Origin of the sequence: Amnibacterium kyonggiense (assembly GCF_004364555.1) — a bacterium.
Lineage (GTDB): Bacteria > Actinomycetota > Actinomycetes > Actinomycetales > Microbacteriaceae > Amnibacterium > Amnibacterium kyonggiense.
Map to the genome: position 1 here is coordinate 783,014 of NZ_SOAM01000001.1, position 16,606 is coordinate 799,619.

Genomic DNA, 16,606 nt, shown 5'->3' on the forward strand with positions numbered 1-16,606 from the left:
TCAGGCGGTGAAGCCGCGGTGGCGGCGGAACAGCTTCCGCAGCATCGCGAGCGTCTGCGCCACCGTCACGGCCGCGAGCGCGGTCCACCCGACGGTGAGCAGCAGGTGCTGCCAGACGGCGTCGAGCTGCAGCCAGCCCCAGCCCACGACCGCCGCGATCGCGGCGCCGCCCAGCACGGCGAGGATCACGCCGCCCGCGCCGCCCTGACCGCTCTCGGCCCGGGCCTGCGCCGCCCAGTTGTCGCGCTCCGACCGGCTCAGTACCTGCGTCCACGCCTTCAGGAAGTGGACGCCGCGCAGCAGCATGTACGCCTCGCCGGGCACGAACGCGAGGGCGTAGAGGACGTCGCGGCCGGTCCAGCCGCGCATGCTCGTGGCCGTCCGCACCGCGAGGAGGACGGACACGACGGGCGGGATCACCCACCACCAGGCGAACTCGAACGCGTGGATCGAGAGCGCGGCGGCAGCGAGCGCGACGAAGAGCACCCGTGAGGCGAGGTTCATCAGCATCGCGACGTTCTCGCGCCACCGGAGCCGGAGGTTCGGGTGCAGCGGGTTGCCGAGGATCAGCTCCACGCCGCCCGCGTTCCACTTGACCTGCTGGGCGTCGAGCGACCGGATCGTCGTCATCGCGCCGACGGAGGCGCGGGCGGAGGCCGAGATCTTCGTCCGGTAGCCGGCGGAGCGCAGCTGGAGGGAGAGGAGCGAGTCCTCGATCTCCGAGTCGACGACCCACGGGGTGTCCTGCCGGTTCGCGATCATCGTGCGCTTCATCGCCGCGACGTTGAGCAGCGAGCACTGGCCGCCCAGCACGGCCATGTTCCGCGACCGCAGCAGGTTGTCCATGTTGAAGCCGGCGAACTGGAAGCGCTGCGACCGCACGAGGAAGCGCTGCAGCGGGGTGCGCGCGACGTCCTGGTCGAAGCCGTAGATCGCGGAGACGCCGCCGATGCGGCTGTCCGAGACGATCTCCTCCGTCAGGTGCTGCACGCACCGACGGTCGAGGACCGTGTCCCCGTCGACGCCGAGCAGGTAGTCGTAGTCCTTCGCCAGCGCGAAGCCGTAGTTGAGCGCGCCGACCTTCTTGTCCGGCACCTCGCCCATGTCGACGACTGTCACCGTGCAGGTCATGAGGCTGTCGCGGTACGACCGCCGGTGCTCGCCCTGGTACTCGCGGGCGACCCAGTAGGTCTCATCGGTGGAGTTGTTGACGAGGACGAAGACGGCGTCGGGGACGCGGGTCTGCGCGAGCAGCGACTCGATGGTCGCGCCGATGCTCGCCTCCTCGTTGTAGGCGGGGAGGATCGCCGCGATGCGCGCGTCCTCCACGTGCCGGCGGGCGGGCGGGTCGAGCAGGCGCTCAAGGTCGAGCAGATCGGGAGTGACGGACTGCGGCATTCGGGGGTCTCTTCATGCGGGCGCGCCGAACCGGGGAGGAGCGACGCCGCCATCGGCGGGCGGCCCGGGGACGGCCGCGCGGGCGACGCTGGGGGACGTCGCGCGATCGACGGTAGGGCGGGTCGGGGGCGTCGCCCAGACCCACTGCGGGTGCGCCTCGGAATGGGGTGGCGTCGACCGAGGGCCGGGTCCGTCCGCAGCGCCGCTGTCCTGGTTCGGAACCGAACTGATGCCGTATAACACCTGTTACATCGCATCGCTGAGGAGGCGTCATGGCAGCGCCGTCGCACGTCGAGCATCCGAGCCGGTCCGCCGCGGGCGTCCGGCCGGGAGGCCGTCGATCCCGTCTGCTCGTGGAGCCGCGCACCCTCGACGAAGGGCAGAGCCGTCGACGGTCGAGGCGCGCGGTCGTCCTCGCGGTCATCGGCCTGATCGTCTTCTTCGCCGCGCTGATCGGCGTGCTCACGCACACCGGCCTCCAGACGTTCGACCGGCCGATCGAGTCCTGGTTCGACGCGCGGCGGGAGCCCGACCGCACCGGCGTGATGGTCGTCCTGGCGCTGCTGTTCGGCCCCGTGGGGATGCCGATCGTCGTCGCGATCACCCTCGTCGTCTGGATCGTGCTCGCCCGGCACCTGTGGCGCCCGCTGCTCCTGCTCGCCGGCATGGTGACCGGGGTGCTGCTCGCCCAGGTCCTCGCGCCGATCATCCGGCATCCGCGGCCGCCGATCGCCGACATGCTGCTCGGACCCGACCACACCTTCTCCTTCCCGTCCGGCCACGTCCTCGGCATGAGCGACTTCTTCCTCATCACCGCGTACCTGCTCGCGACGAGGGTGCGACGGCGCTGGTTCACGGTGGCAGCCGTGGTCGTCGCGGTGGGGCTCGTCGTCGCGCAGGTGGTCAGCCGCCTCTACCTCGGCTACCACTGGTTCACCGACGTGACCGGCTCGATCGGCCTCTCCATGGCGATCGTCGCCGTGGTCGTGATCGTCGACACGAGGCACACGACGCGGCGGCAGGGCGACCCGGAGCGGCCGCGCGAGCAGGCGGCGTTCGTCGCCCGCGACCACCCGTCGGCGCACGCCGACTCGACCGAACGAGGAGGGACGCGATGAGCGCGACCACCCGCGCCCGATCCGCCGCCGGATCGGCGCGCACCAGCCCGGTCCTCCGCGGTCTCGCCCGCGCCGGGTTCGTCGCGAGCGCAGCGATCCACATCGCGCTCGGCCTCCTCGCCCTCCGCGTCGCCCTGCACCAGAGCGCGCGGTCCGACCAGTCCGGCGCGATCCAGGAGGTCGGGAAGCTCCCCGGCGGCCCGGTGCTGCTGTGGGTGATGACCGTCGGTCTCTTCGGGCTCGCCCTCTGGCTGGTCCTCGCGGCCGTCTTCGCCGTCGGCGCGCAGGACAGCAAGCGTTGGAGTCGCATCCTGCAGAACGCAGGGAAGGCGGCCGCCTACGCGGCGCTCGCCTTCACGGCGCTGGCCTTCGCCCGGGGCAGCTCCTCCGACTCCCGGACGGCGACCGAGAGCGCCAGCTCGGACGTGCTCAAGATGCCCGGCGGGCAGGTGCTGCTCGTCCTCGTCGGCCTCATCGCGACGGGCGTCGGCGTGTACATGATCGTCAAGGGCGCTCGCCGCGGCTTCCGCAAGGACCTGGCGATGCCGTCCGGCACGGCCGGCACCGTGGTGTCCGCGCTCGCGATCGTCGGGTACGTGGCGAAGGGGATCGCGGTCGTGGCGGTCGGCGTGCTGTTCATCGTCGCAGCGGTCACGCTCGATCCAGGCCGCGCGTCCGGGCTCGACGGCGGCCTGCGGGCGCTGACGTCGATCCCGTTCGGCAGGATCCTGCTCGTGTTGATCGCCATCGGCTTGGTGGCCTTCGGGATCTACACCTTCGTCCGAGCGCGGTACGCCCGCCTCTGACCCGGGCTCGACAACCGGGACCTCTGTCCTTCGGTGGTTGAGGTGCGAGCGAAGCGAGCCTCGGAACCACTCAGCACCCTCGGCACCGACCTGGCCCGCCGCGCCTTCCGCAGAACGGAAAACACCTGACCCAGATCGGGTTCGAATGTCAGTGCCCCGTGCTCGAATACCCCCATGACCCGGACGGCGGAGGCGCTCCTCGAGCAGGCGGACACCTACGCCTGCCTCGCCGACGACGCCCTCCGGTTCGTCTCCGACCAGGCACTCCTCGACCGGCTGTCCGCGGTCGCGAGACTGCGCCGGCTGGCCCAGGCGGAGGAGACCACCCTCGCCGGGGAGGTCGCCCGGCGATCCGAGAACCGGGACGACTCCCTCGCCCGCAAGCAGGGCGCCGCCAACGCCGCCAACCTCGTGTCCCAGGTCACCGGGATGCCGCGCTCGACCGCCGCGACCGTGGTCGCATCGGGTGAAGCGTTCCGGCCGCGGGAGGCGATGACCGGCGAGACACTCCCGGCGACCTGCCCGCAGATCGCCGAAGCCTTCGCCGCCGGCCTCCTCGACCCCGAGATCGCCACGGCGATGCGCCGCACCCTCGCCGACTGCGCGCCCGGGCTGGCGCCATGGGAGCTCGACGACCTCGAGCGGACGCTCCTCGACACCGCCGCCGAAGGCTGGGCACCCAACGATCTCCTCCGCTGGCTCAACCGCGTCCCCGAGCACGCCAACCCCGACGGCGGACGCCCCGACCGGGGCGAACCGACCCCGATCCCGACGGTCAAGCGGCGGCACCTCCGCAACGGGCTGGTCCGGTGGACGCTCGACCTCGACACCCTCACCGACGGGTTCCTCAAGACCGCGGTCGAGGCCAACAGCCCCACCCGGCGCCCGATCCTCGTCACCCCGGACCAGGACGGGGCCGATCTGGCCACAACCGACCGGCGGCCGGTAGAGCAGCAGTGGGTCGACGGCATCCGCCTGATCGCGAAGAAAGCGATCCAGGTCGACGACGGCCAGATCGCCGGCACCGCCGTCACCCTCCTCGTCACCATGACCGAAGAAGCCCTCCGCACCGGACTCGGCACCGCCGAACTGCCCGACTGCGGCACCCAGATCTCTGCCTCGGTCGCACGGATGCTCGCGGCCGATGCGGAGATCATCCCGGTCGTGCTCGGCGGGAAGTCCCAGCCGCTGGACCTCGGCACCGGGCGCCGGTTCTTCACCGAAGCCCAACGGCGGGCGATGGCGGTCCGGGATGGCGGCTGCGCGGGTCCGGGCTGCGACGCCCCACCGTCCTGGTGCGACGGCGCGCACATCCGACCCGCCGGATACGGATCGACCTCGATCGACAACGGGGTACTGCTGTGTTGGCGGTGCCATCTGCTGCACGACGTACACGGGTGGCAGATCGACCGGGACGACGGCAGGTGGTGGTGGACGCCACCACCGTGGGTCGACCCGACCGGGAAGCGGCGACCCGGCGGGCGGATACCGCCGGTCGCGGCATGACGTGTTCTGGGCGGCCAGCGGGCCAGCGGGGCTGTGGTTCGACGCGAGATTCGCACGCGCTTCGGCCATCGGCGACGCGGTGGCGCGAGTTCGCGGGAGATCTCCCGCATTCGCGATTTCGAGGAATTCTGCCCCCAGAATTGGGGTCGGCTCACTCGCCCTATTTCGCAGCGAATTCCCATTCGTCGCCGTTATCAATTCTTCTTGCTGCGACGTGCAGCGAACATCACAGCAAATCGATTCATCCCTGATGAGTCCCAAGATCGGAGTCCGCCCATGACCATGGGAACCGGCGTCGTGCTCTTCGTGATCGGCGCGATCCTCGCGTTCGCGGTGCACGTGCAGACCGCCTTCATCGACCTCGGGACCGCGGGCTACGTCCTGATGGTCGCGGGCGTCGTCGTCTTCGTCATCGGCCTGGCGCTCGCCATCCGCGGTCGCCGCTCGGTGACCACCACGACCGCCGAGCCGGTCGCGGGGGAGCCCGTTATCGCGGGCAGCCGCACCACGCGCACGAGCGGCCCCGAGGACTTCTAGGCCCGAACGTGACGGGGAGGGGGTGCCGTTCGGCACCCCCTCCCCGTTCTCGCGTCCGACGAGCGATCACCAGCTCGCGGAGCCGCCCGGCCGCGTCCCGTCCGGGCCGGCGTTCTCGTCGAGCACCCGCTCCGCGTACTCCCCGAGACGCGCCTCGCACCGCGCCAGCGCCGCTGCCGCGTCGGTCGCCTCCTGCAGGCCGAGCACGTCGCGCTCCAGCAGGGTGCCGAACCAGCGCTTCAGGCGCTCGAGACTCTGCTCCTCCTCCTCGAGCTCGCCGAGGGTGAACTTCTCCTTGGCGAACTCCTTGTCGATCTCCGCCATGAACTTGCGGCACTCGTCGAGGAATTCGGTCCACTCGTCGATCCGCACCCGGGCGAACGCGGTGCGGAGCGTGTCCGCGGCCATCGCGTCACGTGGCGTGCCGTCGAGCACCGCGATCGTGCCGCCCTCGCGCACGGCCACCGCCTGCACGCGCTCGACCCCGCCCGCGAACGGCTCGCTGTTCGGCAGCAACCACGCGCCGGAGCCGATCGGTGCGGCACCGAGCCGACGGAGCTCCCGCCACACGGCGACGCGGTGCCGCGAGGGCTCCGACGGCAGGCTCGGCAGCAGCAGGATCCAGGACGACACCTCGGTCACGGCAGGAACTCCTCCAACGCTGTGTGACGTGCGTTACAACCGCATGCTATGCGGCGCGGTGCAACAGGCGGTGGGAGGTGCGCCTGCATCGCGGTGCTCGCAGGGATCGAGCGGGCCGGAATCCGAGTCTCTGCAGGCTCCCGATCGCCGCTGAGGAGCCCCTGGCTTTCGGTCCCCGCTGATGTGTACGGTGTGCACATCAACCGCTTCGGCGGGCGCGATCGCAGCCGGGAGGGCGTCATGACGAAGTACCTGATCTCGTTCCCGAGCGGGGAGATGGACCTCTCCGACGGCGGCCTGCAGGCCGCTGCCGACGCGGCGCACGCACTCGTGCGCGAGGCGAAGGCCGCCGGCGTGTGGGTGTTCGGCGGCGGCATCGACGAGAGCGTCGCGCCCGTCCTCGTCGGCGCCGACGGGTCGGTGACGCCCGGGACCTACCCGCAGACGGAGCGCATCGAGGGAGGGTACGCGGTGCTCGATCTGTCGACGCGGGACGAGGCCGTCGCCTGGGCGGCCAGGATGGCGGCCGCGTGTCGATGCCGGCAGGAGCTGCGCGCCTTCATGGACGACCCGGACGCCTGAGGCGTCGCGCGCTCAGCCCCGGAGGACCTGCAGCGCCTCCCGGAGCGCGGAGAACACGATGACGAGCCCGGCGACCGGGTCCGCCCACCACCAGCCGAGCGCGGTGTTCGCGGCGACGCCGAGCAGCACGGCCGTCGCGAGAATCCCGTCGATCAGTGTCACAGGTCCTTCGGTGATCAGTACCTCGTTGTGCAGCGCCCGGCCGGTGCGCGTCTTCAGCGCGGCGAGCACGAACATGACGGCCGCGGTGACCGCGGTCCACGCGATGCCGCCCGGGCTGCCGTCCGGCCGGTGCCCGGAGATGAGCGCGCCCAGCGACGCGACGGTGACGTAGACCGCGAGCAGCACGAAGGCGATGCCGATGAGTCGCAGTGCTCGCCTGGTCCGCGCCTCCGACGTCCCGCGCAGCTCCCACAGCACGACCGTGCTCGCGCCGATCTCGATCAGGGAGTCGAGCCCCCGTTCACTGTGGACGCGCGTGCGAACGCGCTGGAAGCGCTTCGAATGCGCTCATCCGCTTCGGGCCGTTGGATCGGAAGCAATGGTTCGGGAGCGGTCGTGCATGCCGGAACGGCGAGGGAGGCCTCTGGTTCCTGCTCCGGACGTGACCGGTGCGCAGGCTCGCCTTGCCTGCGTGGTCAGGGGTCTGCCGATGCGGCAGGGTGGCGTCGATGGGGCGACGTGGTCGGACCTCGCTGCAGCGGATCGTCGATCCGTGCGCTCGATGCCGAACGGACCCCGAGGACCGGGAGGAACGACCATGAGCGCGGATCGGACCGACAGGACGGACACCAGCAGCCACCACATGGCGGCGCGGCTGCCCGCGGGCGGCGATCGCCTCGGCGGGACGTTCGGCCAGTCGCCGTCCCTCGAGGCCTGGTACCCGCAACGTCTGCGGGTGGAGCTGCTGCACCGCAACGGGCTCGACGCGGATCCGCTCGGCGCGGACTTCGACTACGCCGCAGAGTTCGCGAAGATCGATCTCGAGGCGCTGAAGGCGGACATCAAGCGGTTGCTGACGACCTCCGTCGACTGGTGGCCGGCCGACTACGGCAACTACGGCCCGCAGATGGTGCGGATGGCCTGGCACGCCGCCGGGACGTACCGCATCGCCGACGGCCGCGGCGGAGCCGGGACCGCGATGCAGCGGTTCGCACCGATCAGCAGCTGGTGGGACAACGGCAACACCGACAAGTCGCGCCGGCTGCTGCAGCCGATCAAGCACCGGTACGGGGCCGCCCTCTCCTGGGCCGACCTCATGGTCCTCACCGGCAACTGCGCGCTCGAGCTGATGGGCCTGCGGACGTACGGCTTCGCGGGCGGTCGCCTCGACGCCTGGGAGCCCGACGAGGGCACCTGGTGGGGTCCGGAGGTCTGGAACCCGCACGACGTCCACAGCTCCGACGACATGGTCCAGCGCGACCAGCGGTGGCACGGGAAGAACGGCGACGCCGGCTACGACCTCCAGAGCCCGCTCGCCGCATCGCACCAGGCCCTCATCTACGTGAACCCGGAGGGGCCGTACGCGAACGGCGACCCGCTCGGTTCGGCCCGCGACATCCGCACGACGTTCACCCGGATGGCGATGAACGACGAGGAGACCGTCGCGCTGATCGCCGGCGGGCACGCCTTCGGCAAGAGCCACGGGCAGGTGAAGGCGGACCGCATCGGGCCGCCCCCGGAGATCGCGCCCATCGAGGCGATGGGCCTGGGCTGGCACAACCCGGAGGGCTCCGGGAACGGCCGGCACACGATGACGAACGGCATCGAGGGCAGCTGGACGCCGAACCCGCTGCGGTGGGACAACACCTACCTCGAGAACCTGTTCGCCTACGACTACGAGCAGACGAGGAGCCCCGCCGGGGCGCTGCAGTGGACGCCGACCGACCCGGACGCGCCGAGGACGCCCGACGCCCACGTGCCGGGCGTCAGCCACCCGCTGATGATGATGACCTCGGACATCGCGCTGAAGGTCGACCCCGAGTACCGGAAGGTGTGCGAGAAGTTCCTCGCCGACTTCGACACCTTCACGCTCGCCTTCTCGAAGGCCTGGTACAAGCTCACGCACCGCGACATGGGGCCGAGGTTCCGCTACCTCGGGCCGGAGGCGACCATCGAGGACGACCTCCTCTGGCAGGACCCGCTGCCGGAGGCGGACGGGGCCCCGATCGACGGGGACGACGTCGAGGCGCTGAAGCGGACGATCCTCGCGACCGGACTCTCGGTGTCCGACCTCGCTTTCACCGCGTTCTCCGCCGCGTCGACCTACCGCGACAGCGACAAGCGCGGCGGAGCGAACGGCGGCAGGCTCGCGCTCGCGCCGCAGCGGGACTGGGCCGTCAACCGCCGCACCGTGCCCGTGGTCGACGCGCTGCGGCGGGTGAAGGCCGACTTCGACGGCTCGGCCGCGGGTGGGAAGCGCGTGTCGCTGGCGGATCTCATCGTGCTCGGCGGGTGCGCCGCGGTCGAGCAGGCGGCGCGCGACGCCGGCGTCCCGACCGCCGTGCCCTTCACGCCCGGCCGCGTCGACACGACGCAGGAGCTCACCGACGTCGAGATGTTCGAGTGGCTCCGACCCGTCGCCGACGGCTTCCGGAACCACCTCGACGCGGACTTCCCGGCGGTCGCCCCGGGCGTCGCGCCCGAGGCGGTGTTCCTCGATCGGGCGAACCTCCTGACGCTGACGGCGCCCGAGTGGACCGTGCTGACCGGCGGGCTCCGGGTCCTCGGTGCGAATGCGGACGGCTCCGCCGCCGGCGTGTTCACCGACCGGATCGGCGTGCTCTCCACCGACTTCTTCGTGCACCTGACGGACACCGAGCTCGTGTGGACGAAGGACGACGAGACGGAGACGACCTTCACCGGGACCGTGCAGGCGACGGGGGAGGCGCGCTTCTCCGCGACGCGCGCCGACCTGCTGTTCGGCAGCAACGCGCAGCTGCGGTCGATCGTCGACGTCTACGCGGCGTCGGACGGCCTGCCCCGCTTCGTCGCCGACTTCGTCGCGGCCTGGGACAAGGTGATGATGCTCGACCGGTTCGACGTGAAGGGGGCGCACCGCTCCGGGCCGATGGCTGCTTGACTCGGGGGACCACGACGCTGCAGGGACGCGAGGACGATGTGACGAGGACCGAGCCGCCGGGGGGCGCCGACGAACCGCACGCCGGCGGGCTGGCCGGCCGGCTGAACTGGCTGCGGGCCGGCGTGCTCGGCGCGAACGACGGCATCGTCTCCGTCGCCGCCATCGTCGTCGGCGTCGCGGGGGCCACGACCGCGACGGCGCCGATCCTCACGGCCGGCGCGGCGGGCGTCGTGGGCGGCGCGATCTCCATGGCGCTCGGCGAGTACGTCTCCGTGAGCAGCCAGCGCGACAGCCAGACCGCGCTGATCGCGAAGGAGCGGGAGGAGCTGCGGGCGACGCCGGATGAGGAGCTCGCCGAGCTCGCCGGGCTCTATGACGCGAAGGGCCTGACGGCCGAGACGGCGCGACGGGTGGCCGAGGAGCTCACCGCGCACGACGCCCTGGCCGCGCACCTCGAGGCGGAGCTCGGCATCGGGGAGGACGACGTCGTCAGCCCGTGGCAGGCCGCCGGCGCCTCAGCGCTGTCGTTCCTCATCGGCGCGATCCTGCCGATGATCGCGATCCTCCTGCCGCCGCCCGACCTCCGCGTGCCGATCACCTTCGTCGCGGTCCTCGTCGCACTCGCTGCGACCGGCACCATCAGCGCGACGGTCGGCGGCAGCGCGAAGACGCGCTCGACGCTGCGCGTCGTGGTCGGCGGCGCGATCGCGCTCGCCGCGACGTTCCTCATCGGACGCCTGCTCGGCACGAGCGGCATCGCCTGAGCATCTCGGACGGACTCGACGCGGACCACGACGTCCGCCGGCCGGTCGCCTTCACTACGGTGGCGGCATGACGGACGGCCGGAGCACCCGCTTCCCCACCTTCGTCTACGGGCGGGGTGAGGAGCCGGACCCCCGCTTCACCCTCGCGAACGAGCGGACGTTCCTCGCATGGATCCGCACCGGCCTGGCGCTGATCGCGGGCGGTGTCGCCGTGAACGCGGTGCGGCTGCCGATCCCGGACGGCGTCCAGATCGCCGTGGTGCTGATCCTGCTCGTGCTGGGACTGGTGGTGCCGCCGCTGGCCTGGGTGAACTGGGCGGTCACCGAGCGGGCGCTGCGGCTCGGTCGTCCGCTGCCGGGCTCGCTCGTCACGCTGCCGCTGGCGGTCGGCGTGCTGCTCGTCGCCGCGTTGGTCGGCCTCGGCATCCTGCTGCAGTGAGCGCGCCGCAGGATCCGGGGCTGCAGCCCGAGCGCACCGAGCTGTCGTGGCGGCGCACCCTGCTCGCCCTCGCGGTCGGGGCGCTCGTCTCGGTGCGGGTGCTGCCGCCCGTGCTCGGCGGGTGGACCGTCGCGACCGGGCTGCTCGGCGTGCTCGCCGCCGCCGTCCTGTGGCTCCTGGCGCGTCGGCGGCACGCGTCGGTCGCGGCGGTCTTCCGCGGGAGCGTCGCCGCGACGGCGATGCCCGGCGGCGGGCTCCTGCTCGCGCTGACGGTGTTCACCGCCGTGGGCGCCCTCCTCGGCCTCGGCTACGCCGTCCTGCTCCGCGCCGGCTGAGCGGGCACGATCCGCTCCACGGACCGGAAGCCGACGGCCGCGACCGGATCGCATCGCACCGTTCACCTGCGGGGCCTACGGTCCGGACCATGGCTGAATCCTTCGACGCCGAGCAGGTCGTCCGCGAGGTCACGACCACGCTCCTGACGAAGTTCCCCGATCGCGATCCCGTCGAGGTGGAGCGCGCGGTCCGCGAGCAGGTCGACGAGCTGGCGCGCCATCCGGTCCGCGACTACGTCTCGGTCCTCGCTCGCAGGGCGGCGAAGAAGCAGCTCGAGTCGAACGCCTGACGGCACGGCCGCGGCGGGCTCGAACCGTCAGGGCGCTTCGTCGTTCGCGATCGTCTCCACCTGGTCCACCGCGTCGTCGGGGAAGGAGAAGCTGCGCGGTCCGTCCTCATGGGACCACCAGGCGTCGCTCGCCGCCGGTCCGCCCGCGGCGACGATCACGTCGACCACGTCGCCCGGCACGGGTTCACCGTTGTGGGCGATGAGCCAGTGCCGCGTGGTCGTGTCCAGGCGTCCCCACCAGTGCTCGATGTCCATGCGTCGAGTGTGCGCCGCTCGCGGGGCGCGGCGACCCGTCCATTCGCCTCATCCCGCGGAGGGGGAGGTGCCCGCGCGTCTGCGGACCATCGCGTCAGCGCGATGAACGCCGCGACCGCGACTCCGAGCGAGCTCGGGGAGGTCACCCCGGAGGTGAAGACGGGGTCGTACAGCGCTGCGGCGAGCGGCCCGACGACGCCGGCGTTGATGCCGGCGGGGCGGGATCGTCGCGGATCCACGCGAGTCCGACCAGCCCGGCGACGGCGGCCCGCCGACCCACCGCCGCCGCACCACGAACGTCTCGTGGAAGTGCCCGAGGTGGGCGATCGGGCCGCCGAACGAGGTCAGCCCGAGGCGCAGGAAGACCCGGAGCACCTCCAGCGGCGAATCGGAGTGCGCGCGTTCATCGACCGCGCTCGCAGGATCCGTCACCGCTGCATCGTGGCGGTCCTCCGTGACGAACGCGAGAACGGCCTCGGGCAGGCGCCGGCCCGGGCTCGGGCGCCCGGCTCACTCCCCGCCGGCGAGGGTGCCGGTGAGGCGGGTGTGGAAGCGGTCGCTGGCGTCGTTCATGCCCTCGATGACCACGGTCTTGTGGTGGCGTGCGTACCGGACGGCGACGGTGTCGAGCGCGGCCACGGTGGAGGCGTCCCAGATGTGCGATCGGCTGAGGTCGATGATCACGCGGTCGGGGTCGCCGGCGTAGTCGAAGCGGTGGGTGAGGTCGTTGCTGGAGGCGAAGAAGAGCTCGCCGACGACGCGGTAGCGGACCTGTCCGCTGTCGTCCACGGAGCGGTCGACGGACGCGAACCGCGCGACGCGGCGCGCGAAGACGATCATCGCGGCCAGGACCCCGACGACGACGCCGACGGAGAGGTCGTTCGTGGCGACGACCACGGCGACCGTCGCGACCATGACGATCGTCTCGCCGAGCGGCATGCGGCGCAGCGTGGCGGGGCGGATGCTGTGCCAGTCGAACGTGCCGACGCAGACCATCACCATCACGGCGACGAGTGCCGCCATGGGGATGTCGGCGACGAGGTCGTGGAAGACGACCATCAGGATCAGCAGGAACACCCCGGCGCTGAAGGTCGACAGCCGGGTGCGGGCGCCCGACTCGCGCACGTTGATCATCGTCTGGCCGATCATCCCGCAGCCCCCCATGCCGCCGAAGAGCCCGGAGGTGATCTGCGCGATCCCCTGCCCGATGCTCTCCCGGGTCTTGTTCGACCCGGTCTCGGTGATGTCGTCGACGAGCTTCGCGGTCATCAACGACTCGATGAGTCCGACCAGGGCCGCAGCGAGCGCGAAGGGGCCGATGATCTGCAGGGTCTCGAGCGTCAGCGGGACCTGCGGCAGCAGGAACGACGGGAGGCCGTTCGGCAACGCGCCCTCGTCGCCGACGGTCGGGATCCGGACGCCGCCGAAGACCGCGATCGCCGTGATCAGCACGACCGCGACGAGCGGCGCCGGCACCGCCCTGGTGAGACGCGGGAAGAGGACGATCGCGGCGATGCCGAGCGCGACCAACGGGTAGACGGCCCAGGGGACGCCGATGAGGTGCGGCAGCTGGGCGATGAAGATCAGGATGGCGAGCGAGTTGACGAACCCGACCATCACGCTGCGCGGGATGAACCGCATCAGCTTCGCGAACCCGATCGCGCCGAGCACGATCTGCAGCACCCCGGCGAGCATCACCGTCGCGACCAGGTACTGCAGCCCGTGCTCCTTCGCCACGGGAGCGACGACGAGCGCGATGGCGCCGGTCGCGGCGCTGATCATCGCACGGCGACCGCCCACGATCGAGATCACGATCGCCATCACGACGGACGAGTAGAGCCCGACGCTCGGCGAGACGCCGGCGACGATCGAGAACGAGATCGCCTCCGGGATGAGGGCAAGGCCGACGACGAGGCCCGCGAGCACCTCGCGGACGAGGACCCTCGGCCGCCGGACGGCGTCGATCACCCGCGCGGAGTCGTGGCGCTCGGGTGCGCCGACGGTCGCGTCGAGGACGAGTCGTCGCAGGTCGGTCGGCATGGTCGGCTCCTGCCCAGCGCGTGCGATCGCGCCATCGAATGAGAAGGTCGTAGGCGCAGCGGCGCACGGAGAGCGATCGCGGCGGCCCGACCGGCCGCCAATCGATGCGACAGCGACTCTACCCTTCCGTGAGGGGAGGGTTGAGCAGGGGGACCTGGTGGAGAGCGAGCGGACGATGCACATCGGCGAGGTCGCCGACCGCACCGGGCTGTCCCATCGGACGCTGCGGCACTACGACGAGGTCGGTCTCGTCGTGCCCTCCGGCCGCACGGGCGGCGGATTCCGGCTCTACACGGAGACGGATCTGCAGCGGTTGCTGCTCGTCAGACGGATGAAGCCGCTCGGCTACACCCTCGAGCAGATGCGCGAGCTGCTGGACACGGTGCGCGACCTCCAGGAGGACGACGACCCCGAGGCTCGAGCGCGGGTCGCGGCGTTGGAGGCCGACGTCGCCGCCCGGCGTCTGCAGCTCGTCCGACAGGTCGAGATGGCGGACGAGTTCGCCGCGCTGCTCCGCGGCCTCTAGGGCCTGCTGCTGCCGGGAGCGTTCAGCGCCCGACGAGGCGCGCCAGGAACCCCGTCCGCTTCGGGGCGGCGTCGTGCCCGGGGCAGCGGTCGCGGGCGGGTACGCCTCGCATGACCTGGTCGACGTGCTGTCCGCAGCCCGCCCACGTCGTCTTCCCGCAGGTCCTGCACGTCACCTGTCGACACATCGCGACACCTCCTGGCTCCCTGTGCGCCGTGCGGCGCACATCCGGACTATACCCCCGGGGGTATAGTGGACCGCATGAGGACGGTCATCATCGGGGGAGTCGCGGCGGGCATGAGCGCTGCGACGCGGCTGCGTCGGCTCGATGAGGAGCGCCGGATCACAGTGTTCGAGCGGGGTGCCTACGTGTCGTTCGCCAACTGCGGTCTGCCGTACCACGTCGGTGGGGTGATCCCGGAGCGCTCGTCGTTGCTGCTGCAGACGCCGGCGTCGCTCGTGAGCCGGTTCGCGCTGGACGTGCAGGTGCAGCACGAGGTCGTCGACATCGACGCCGAAGCGCGGACGGTGACCGTTCGCGACCTCGTGACCGACACCGAACGGGTCGAGGGCTACGACGAGCTCGTGCTCGCGACCGGTGCGGTCGCCGAGCCCGGCCCGTCGAGCGCCGGAGTCCCGACGCACACGCTGCGCAGCGTGGAGGACGTCGATCGGGTCATCGCGGTCCTGGAGGAGGCGGGCCCGTCGCCGCGCGTGCTCGTGGTGGGCGCCGGATTCATCGGGCTCGAAGCCGTCGAGAACCTCCTGGCTCGAGGTGCTCGCGTGGTGCTCGCCAGCCGGGGCGCCCAGGTGCTGTCCCCGCTGGACCGCGAGATGGCGGCCCCCGTGACCGCCGCCCTGCGCGCCGCGGGCGTCGACATCCGTCTCGGCGTCACCGTCATCGGGGCCGAGGACGGCTCCGTCCGACTCAGCGACGGCACCACGGTCGACGCCGACCTCGTCGTCGAGGCGAGCGGGGTCCACCCGGACCGCCGCCTCGCCGACGCCGCCGGGGTCCGCGTCGGCTCGACCGGTGGCATCGTCGTCGACCGGCACCACCGCACGTCCACCCCGCACATCTGGGCCGTGGGCGACGGCGTCGAGAAGCAGCAGCACGGTGACGGGGCGCCGGTGCTCGTCACGATGGCGGGGCTCGCGAACCGGCACGGCCGGGCTGCAGCGGACGACATCGCCGGGGCGCGCCCGCACGTCGCGGTCCCTGCGCTGGGGACGGCGATCCTCGGCCTGCTCGGGCTCACCGTCGCCCTCCTCGGCCGGAACGAGCGCGAGCTGCTCGCGGCGGGCGTCCGACCTCGCGTCGTGCACACGCACCCCGCATCGCATGCGACCTACTACCCGGGAGCGCAGCCGATGGCGATGAAGCTGCTCGTCGACCCGGCGACCGACCAGATCCTGGGCGCACAGATCGTCGGGGGAGCGGGGGTCGACAAGCGCATCGACGTCCTCGCCGTCGCGATGACCGCCCGGATGCCCGCCAGCGCGCTCTCGCAGCTGGAGCTCGCGTACGCGCCCCAGTACGGGTCCGCGAAGGATCCGGTGAACCTGCTCGGCTACGTCGCCGAGAACGTCGCGACGGCGACCACCCGCACCCTGCAGTGGCACGAGCTCGCCTCGGCGCTCGAGCGGGGCGCGACGCTCGTCGACGTGCGCAGCGAGCAGGAGCACGAGACCGCCTCGATCCCGGGCGCGGTGAACATCCCGCTGGACGACCTCCGGGTCCGGCACGACGAGATCCCGGACGGGCCGGTCGTCGTGCACTGCCAGGTCGGCCAACGCGGCCACACCGCCGCACGCCTGCTGGCGCAACTCGGCCACGACGTCCAGAACCTCGACGGCGGCTACCGCACGTGGGCCGCCGGGACCGCGGCCTGACCGGCTCGCCGCCGGATCCACCGTCCCCAGTCCGAGAAGGAGCCATGCAGCAGATCACCGACACCGCGACCGACGAGGCACGCGCGCTGCGCGACCAGGAGGCCGTCCGGAAGGTCGCCAACAGGCTCAAGCGGGCGCAGGGGCAGCTCGCGGCCGTCATCGCCGCCGTCGAGAACGGCGGTGACTGCCGCGACGTCGTGACCCAGCTCGCCGCCGTCAGCAGCGCCATCGACCGCGCCGGATTCGCGATCATCTCCACCGCGATGCGCGAGTGCCTCGCGGACGCCCCGGCGGCGTCCACGGACCAGGAGACACGCCCGTCGCGGCTCACGGTCGAGGAGCTCGAGCGACTGTTCCTCACCCTGGCCTGACGGCGCAGGAGCCCGCCCGCGC

Annotated in this window: 18 protein-coding genes and 1 pseudogene; 13 read left to right on the forward strand and 6 right to left on the reverse strand. The window is 72.0% G+C overall.

Annotation, left to right across the window (positions count from 1 at the left end):
- Window positions 1-1,398, reverse strand: a complete 1,398-nt coding sequence (locus tag CLV52_RS04110; protein WP_133765013.1) for a glycosyltransferase family 2 protein — start codon at window positions 1,396-1,398, stop codon at window positions 1-3.
- Window positions 1,399-1,670: 272 nt separating this feature from the next.
- Between CLV52_RS04110 and CLV52_RS04115 the strand changes: the two genes are divergently transcribed.
- The 4 genes from CLV52_RS04115 (at window position 1,671) to CLV52_RS04130 (ending at window position 5,365) form a co-directional block, all read left to right on the forward strand.
- Window positions 1,671-2,516: a phosphatase PAP2 family protein gene (locus CLV52_RS04115; protein WP_133765014.1), complete on the forward strand. Its 846-nt coding sequence runs from the start codon at window positions 1,671-1,673 to the stop codon at window positions 2,514-2,516.
- The gene (locus CLV52_RS04120) at window positions 2,513-3,322 is read left to right on the forward strand and encodes a DUF1206 domain-containing protein (protein WP_133765015.1); all 810 of its coding nucleotides are present in this window, start codon (window positions 2,513-2,515) and stop codon (window positions 3,320-3,322) included. The genes CLV52_RS04115 and CLV52_RS04120 overlap by 4 nt, the downstream gene beginning before the upstream one ends.
- 174 nt (window positions 3,323-3,496) lie before the next feature.
- Window positions 3,497-4,828 (forward strand): HNH endonuclease signature motif containing protein, encoded by a 1,332-nt coding sequence (locus CLV52_RS04125; protein ID WP_133765016.1) that lies wholly within the window; start codon window positions 3,497-3,499, stop codon window positions 4,826-4,828.
- Between the two features lie 276 nt (window positions 4,829-5,104).
- A complete protein-coding gene (locus CLV52_RS04130) occupies window positions 5,105-5,365 on the forward strand; it encodes a DUF6458 family protein (protein ID WP_133765017.1) in 261 nt (86 codons plus the stop codon).
- A 66-nt stretch (window positions 5,366-5,431) separates the two neighbouring features.
- On the opposite strand, the gene CLV52_RS04135 is transcribed toward CLV52_RS04130, so the two are convergent.
- The gene (locus CLV52_RS04135; protein WP_211342599.1) at window positions 5,432-6,007 is read right to left on the reverse strand and encodes a Chromate resistance protein ChrB; all 576 of its coding nucleotides are present in this window, start codon (window positions 6,005-6,007) and stop codon (window positions 5,432-5,434) included.
- Window positions 6,008-6,247: 240 nt separating this feature from the next.
- Between CLV52_RS04135 and CLV52_RS04140 the strand changes: the two genes are divergently transcribed.
- Window positions 6,248-6,589, forward strand: a complete 342-nt coding sequence (locus CLV52_RS04140; protein WP_133765018.1) for a YciI family protein — start codon at window positions 6,248-6,250, stop codon at window positions 6,587-6,589.
- Between the two features lie 12 nt (window positions 6,590-6,601).
- On the opposite strand, the gene CLV52_RS04145 is transcribed toward CLV52_RS04140, so the two are convergent.
- The gene (locus tag CLV52_RS04145; RefSeq protein WP_246017953.1) at window positions 6,602-7,009 is read right to left on the reverse strand and encodes a cation efflux transmembrane domain-containing protein; all 408 of its coding nucleotides are present in this window, start codon (window positions 7,007-7,009) and stop codon (window positions 6,602-6,604) included.
- Between the two features lie 340 nt (window positions 7,010-7,349).
- Here CLV52_RS04145 and katG point away from each other — a divergent pair, with 340 nt between their 5' ends.
- The 5 genes from katG to CLV52_RS04170 all read left to right on the forward strand — a co-directional run bounded on the left by katG (window position 7,350) and on the right by CLV52_RS04170 (window position 11,499).
- The gene (katG, locus tag CLV52_RS04150; RefSeq protein WP_133765020.1) at window positions 7,350-9,671 is read left to right on the forward strand and encodes a catalase/peroxidase HPI; all 2,322 of its coding nucleotides are present in this window, start codon (window positions 7,350-7,352) and stop codon (window positions 9,669-9,671) included.
- A gap of 38 nt (window positions 9,672-9,709) precedes the next feature.
- On the forward strand, window positions 9,710-10,435 hold the full coding sequence (locus tag CLV52_RS04155; protein WP_162850700.1) for a VIT1/CCC1 transporter family protein: 726 nt from the start codon (window positions 9,710-9,712) through the stop codon (window positions 10,433-10,435).
- Between the two features lie 67 nt (window positions 10,436-10,502).
- Window positions 10,503-10,874, forward strand: a complete 372-nt coding sequence (locus CLV52_RS04160; RefSeq protein ID WP_133765022.1) for a YidH family protein — start codon at window positions 10,503-10,505, stop codon at window positions 10,872-10,874.
- Complete coding sequence (locus CLV52_RS04165) at window positions 10,871-11,209, forward strand: DUF202 domain-containing protein (RefSeq protein ID WP_133765023.1); 339 nt, start codon at window positions 10,871-10,873, stop codon at window positions 11,207-11,209. The genes CLV52_RS04160 and CLV52_RS04165 overlap by 4 nt, the downstream gene beginning before the upstream one ends.
- Before the next feature lie 89 nt (window positions 11,210-11,298).
- Window positions 11,299-11,499, forward strand: coding sequence for a three-helix bundle dimerization domain-containing protein (locus CLV52_RS04170; protein WP_133765024.1), 201 nt, complete (start codon window positions 11,299-11,301; stop codon window positions 11,497-11,499).
- A gap of 27 nt (window positions 11,500-11,526) precedes the next feature.
- On the opposite strand, the gene CLV52_RS04175 is transcribed toward CLV52_RS04170, so the two are convergent.
- The 3 genes and pseudogenes from CLV52_RS04175 to CLV52_RS04190 all read right to left on the reverse strand — a co-directional run bounded on the left by CLV52_RS04175 (window position 11,527) and on the right by CLV52_RS04190 (window position 13,794).
- The gene (locus CLV52_RS04175) at window positions 11,527-11,754 is read right to left on the reverse strand and encodes a hypothetical protein (protein ID WP_133765025.1); all 228 of its coding nucleotides are present in this window, start codon (window positions 11,752-11,754) and stop codon (window positions 11,527-11,529) included.
- A gap of 273 nt (window positions 11,755-12,027) precedes the next feature.
- Window positions 12,028-12,186, reverse strand: a pseudogene (locus CLV52_RS18855) (chromate transporter); the annotation flags it as partial.
- A 78-nt stretch (window positions 12,187-12,264) separates the two neighbouring features.
- On the reverse strand, window positions 12,265-13,794 hold the full coding sequence (locus tag CLV52_RS04190) for a SulP family inorganic anion transporter (RefSeq protein WP_133765026.1): 1,530 nt from the start codon (window positions 13,792-13,794) through the stop codon (window positions 12,265-12,267).
- 175 nt (window positions 13,795-13,969) lie between these two features.
- On the opposite strand from CLV52_RS04190, the gene CLV52_RS04195 reads away from it, so the two are divergent.
- From CLV52_RS04195 to CLV52_RS04205, 3 genes are all read left to right on the forward strand, one after another.
- Window positions 13,970-14,320 carry a helix-turn-helix domain-containing protein gene (locus CLV52_RS04195; protein WP_133765831.1) on the forward strand — a complete coding sequence of 117 codons (351 nt, stop codon included), beginning with the start codon at window positions 13,970-13,972 and terminating at the stop codon, window positions 14,318-14,320.
- Between the two features lie 261 nt (window positions 14,321-14,581).
- Window positions 14,582-16,213 (forward strand): FAD-dependent oxidoreductase, encoded by a 1,632-nt coding sequence (locus CLV52_RS04200; protein ID WP_133765027.1) that lies wholly within the window; start codon window positions 14,582-14,584, stop codon window positions 16,211-16,213.
- A 44-nt stretch (window positions 16,214-16,257) separates the two neighbouring features.
- Window positions 16,258-16,584 (forward strand): metal-sensitive transcriptional regulator, encoded by a 327-nt coding sequence (locus CLV52_RS04205; protein WP_133765028.1) that lies wholly within the window; start codon window positions 16,258-16,260, stop codon window positions 16,582-16,584.
- Window positions 16,585-16,606 lie beyond the last annotated feature (22 nt).

What these genes read in the sequence shown, in the direction of transcription:
- CLV52_RS04110 (WP_133765013.1), bottom strand. Translation starts at nt 1,398, where the DNA reads ATGCCGCAGTCCGTCACTCCCGATCTGCTCGACCTTGAGCGCCTGCTC.
- CLV52_RS04115 (WP_133765014.1), top strand. Translation starts at nt 1,671, where the DNA reads ATGGCAGCGCCGTCGCACGTCGAGCATCCGAGCCGGTCCGCCGCGGGC.
- CLV52_RS04120 (WP_133765015.1), top strand. Translation starts at nt 2,513, where the DNA reads ATGAGCGCGACCACCCGCGCCCGATCCGCCGCCGGATCGGCGCGCACC.
- CLV52_RS04125 (WP_133765016.1), top strand. Translation starts at nt 3,497, where the DNA reads ATGACCCGGACGGCGGAGGCGCTCCTCGAGCAGGCGGACACCTACGCC.
- CLV52_RS04130 (WP_133765017.1), top strand. Translation starts at nt 5,105, where the DNA reads ATGACCATGGGAACCGGCGTCGTGCTCTTCGTGATCGGCGCGATCCTC.
- CLV52_RS04140 (WP_133765018.1), top strand. Translation starts at nt 6,248, where the DNA reads ATGACGAAGTACCTGATCTCGTTCCCGAGCGGGGAGATGGACCTCTCC.
- katG (WP_133765020.1), top strand. Translation starts at nt 7,350, where the DNA reads ATGAGCGCGGATCGGACCGACAGGACGGACACCAGCAGCCACCACATG.
- CLV52_RS04160 (WP_133765022.1), top strand. Translation starts at nt 10,503, where the DNA reads ATGACGGACGGCCGGAGCACCCGCTTCCCCACCTTCGTCTACGGGCGG.
- CLV52_RS04170 (WP_133765024.1), top strand. Translation starts at nt 11,299, where the DNA reads ATGGCTGAATCCTTCGACGCCGAGCAGGTCGTCCGCGAGGTCACGACC.
- CLV52_RS04175 (WP_133765025.1), bottom strand. Translation starts at nt 11,754, where the DNA reads ATGGACATCGAGCACTGGTGGGGACGCCTGGACACGACCACGCGGCAC.
- CLV52_RS04190 (WP_133765026.1), bottom strand. Translation starts at nt 13,794, where the DNA reads ATGCCGACCGACCTGCGACGACTCGTCCTCGACGCGACCGTCGGCGCA.
- CLV52_RS04195 (WP_133765831.1), top strand. Translation starts at nt 13,970, where the DNA reads ATGCACATCGGCGAGGTCGCCGACCGCACCGGGCTGTCCCATCGGACG.
- CLV52_RS04200 (WP_133765027.1), top strand. Translation starts at nt 14,582, where the DNA reads ATGAGGACGGTCATCATCGGGGGAGTCGCGGCGGGCATGAGCGCTGCG.
- CLV52_RS04205 (WP_133765028.1), top strand. Translation starts at nt 16,258, where the DNA reads ATGCAGCAGATCACCGACACCGCGACCGACGAGGCACGCGCGCTGCGC.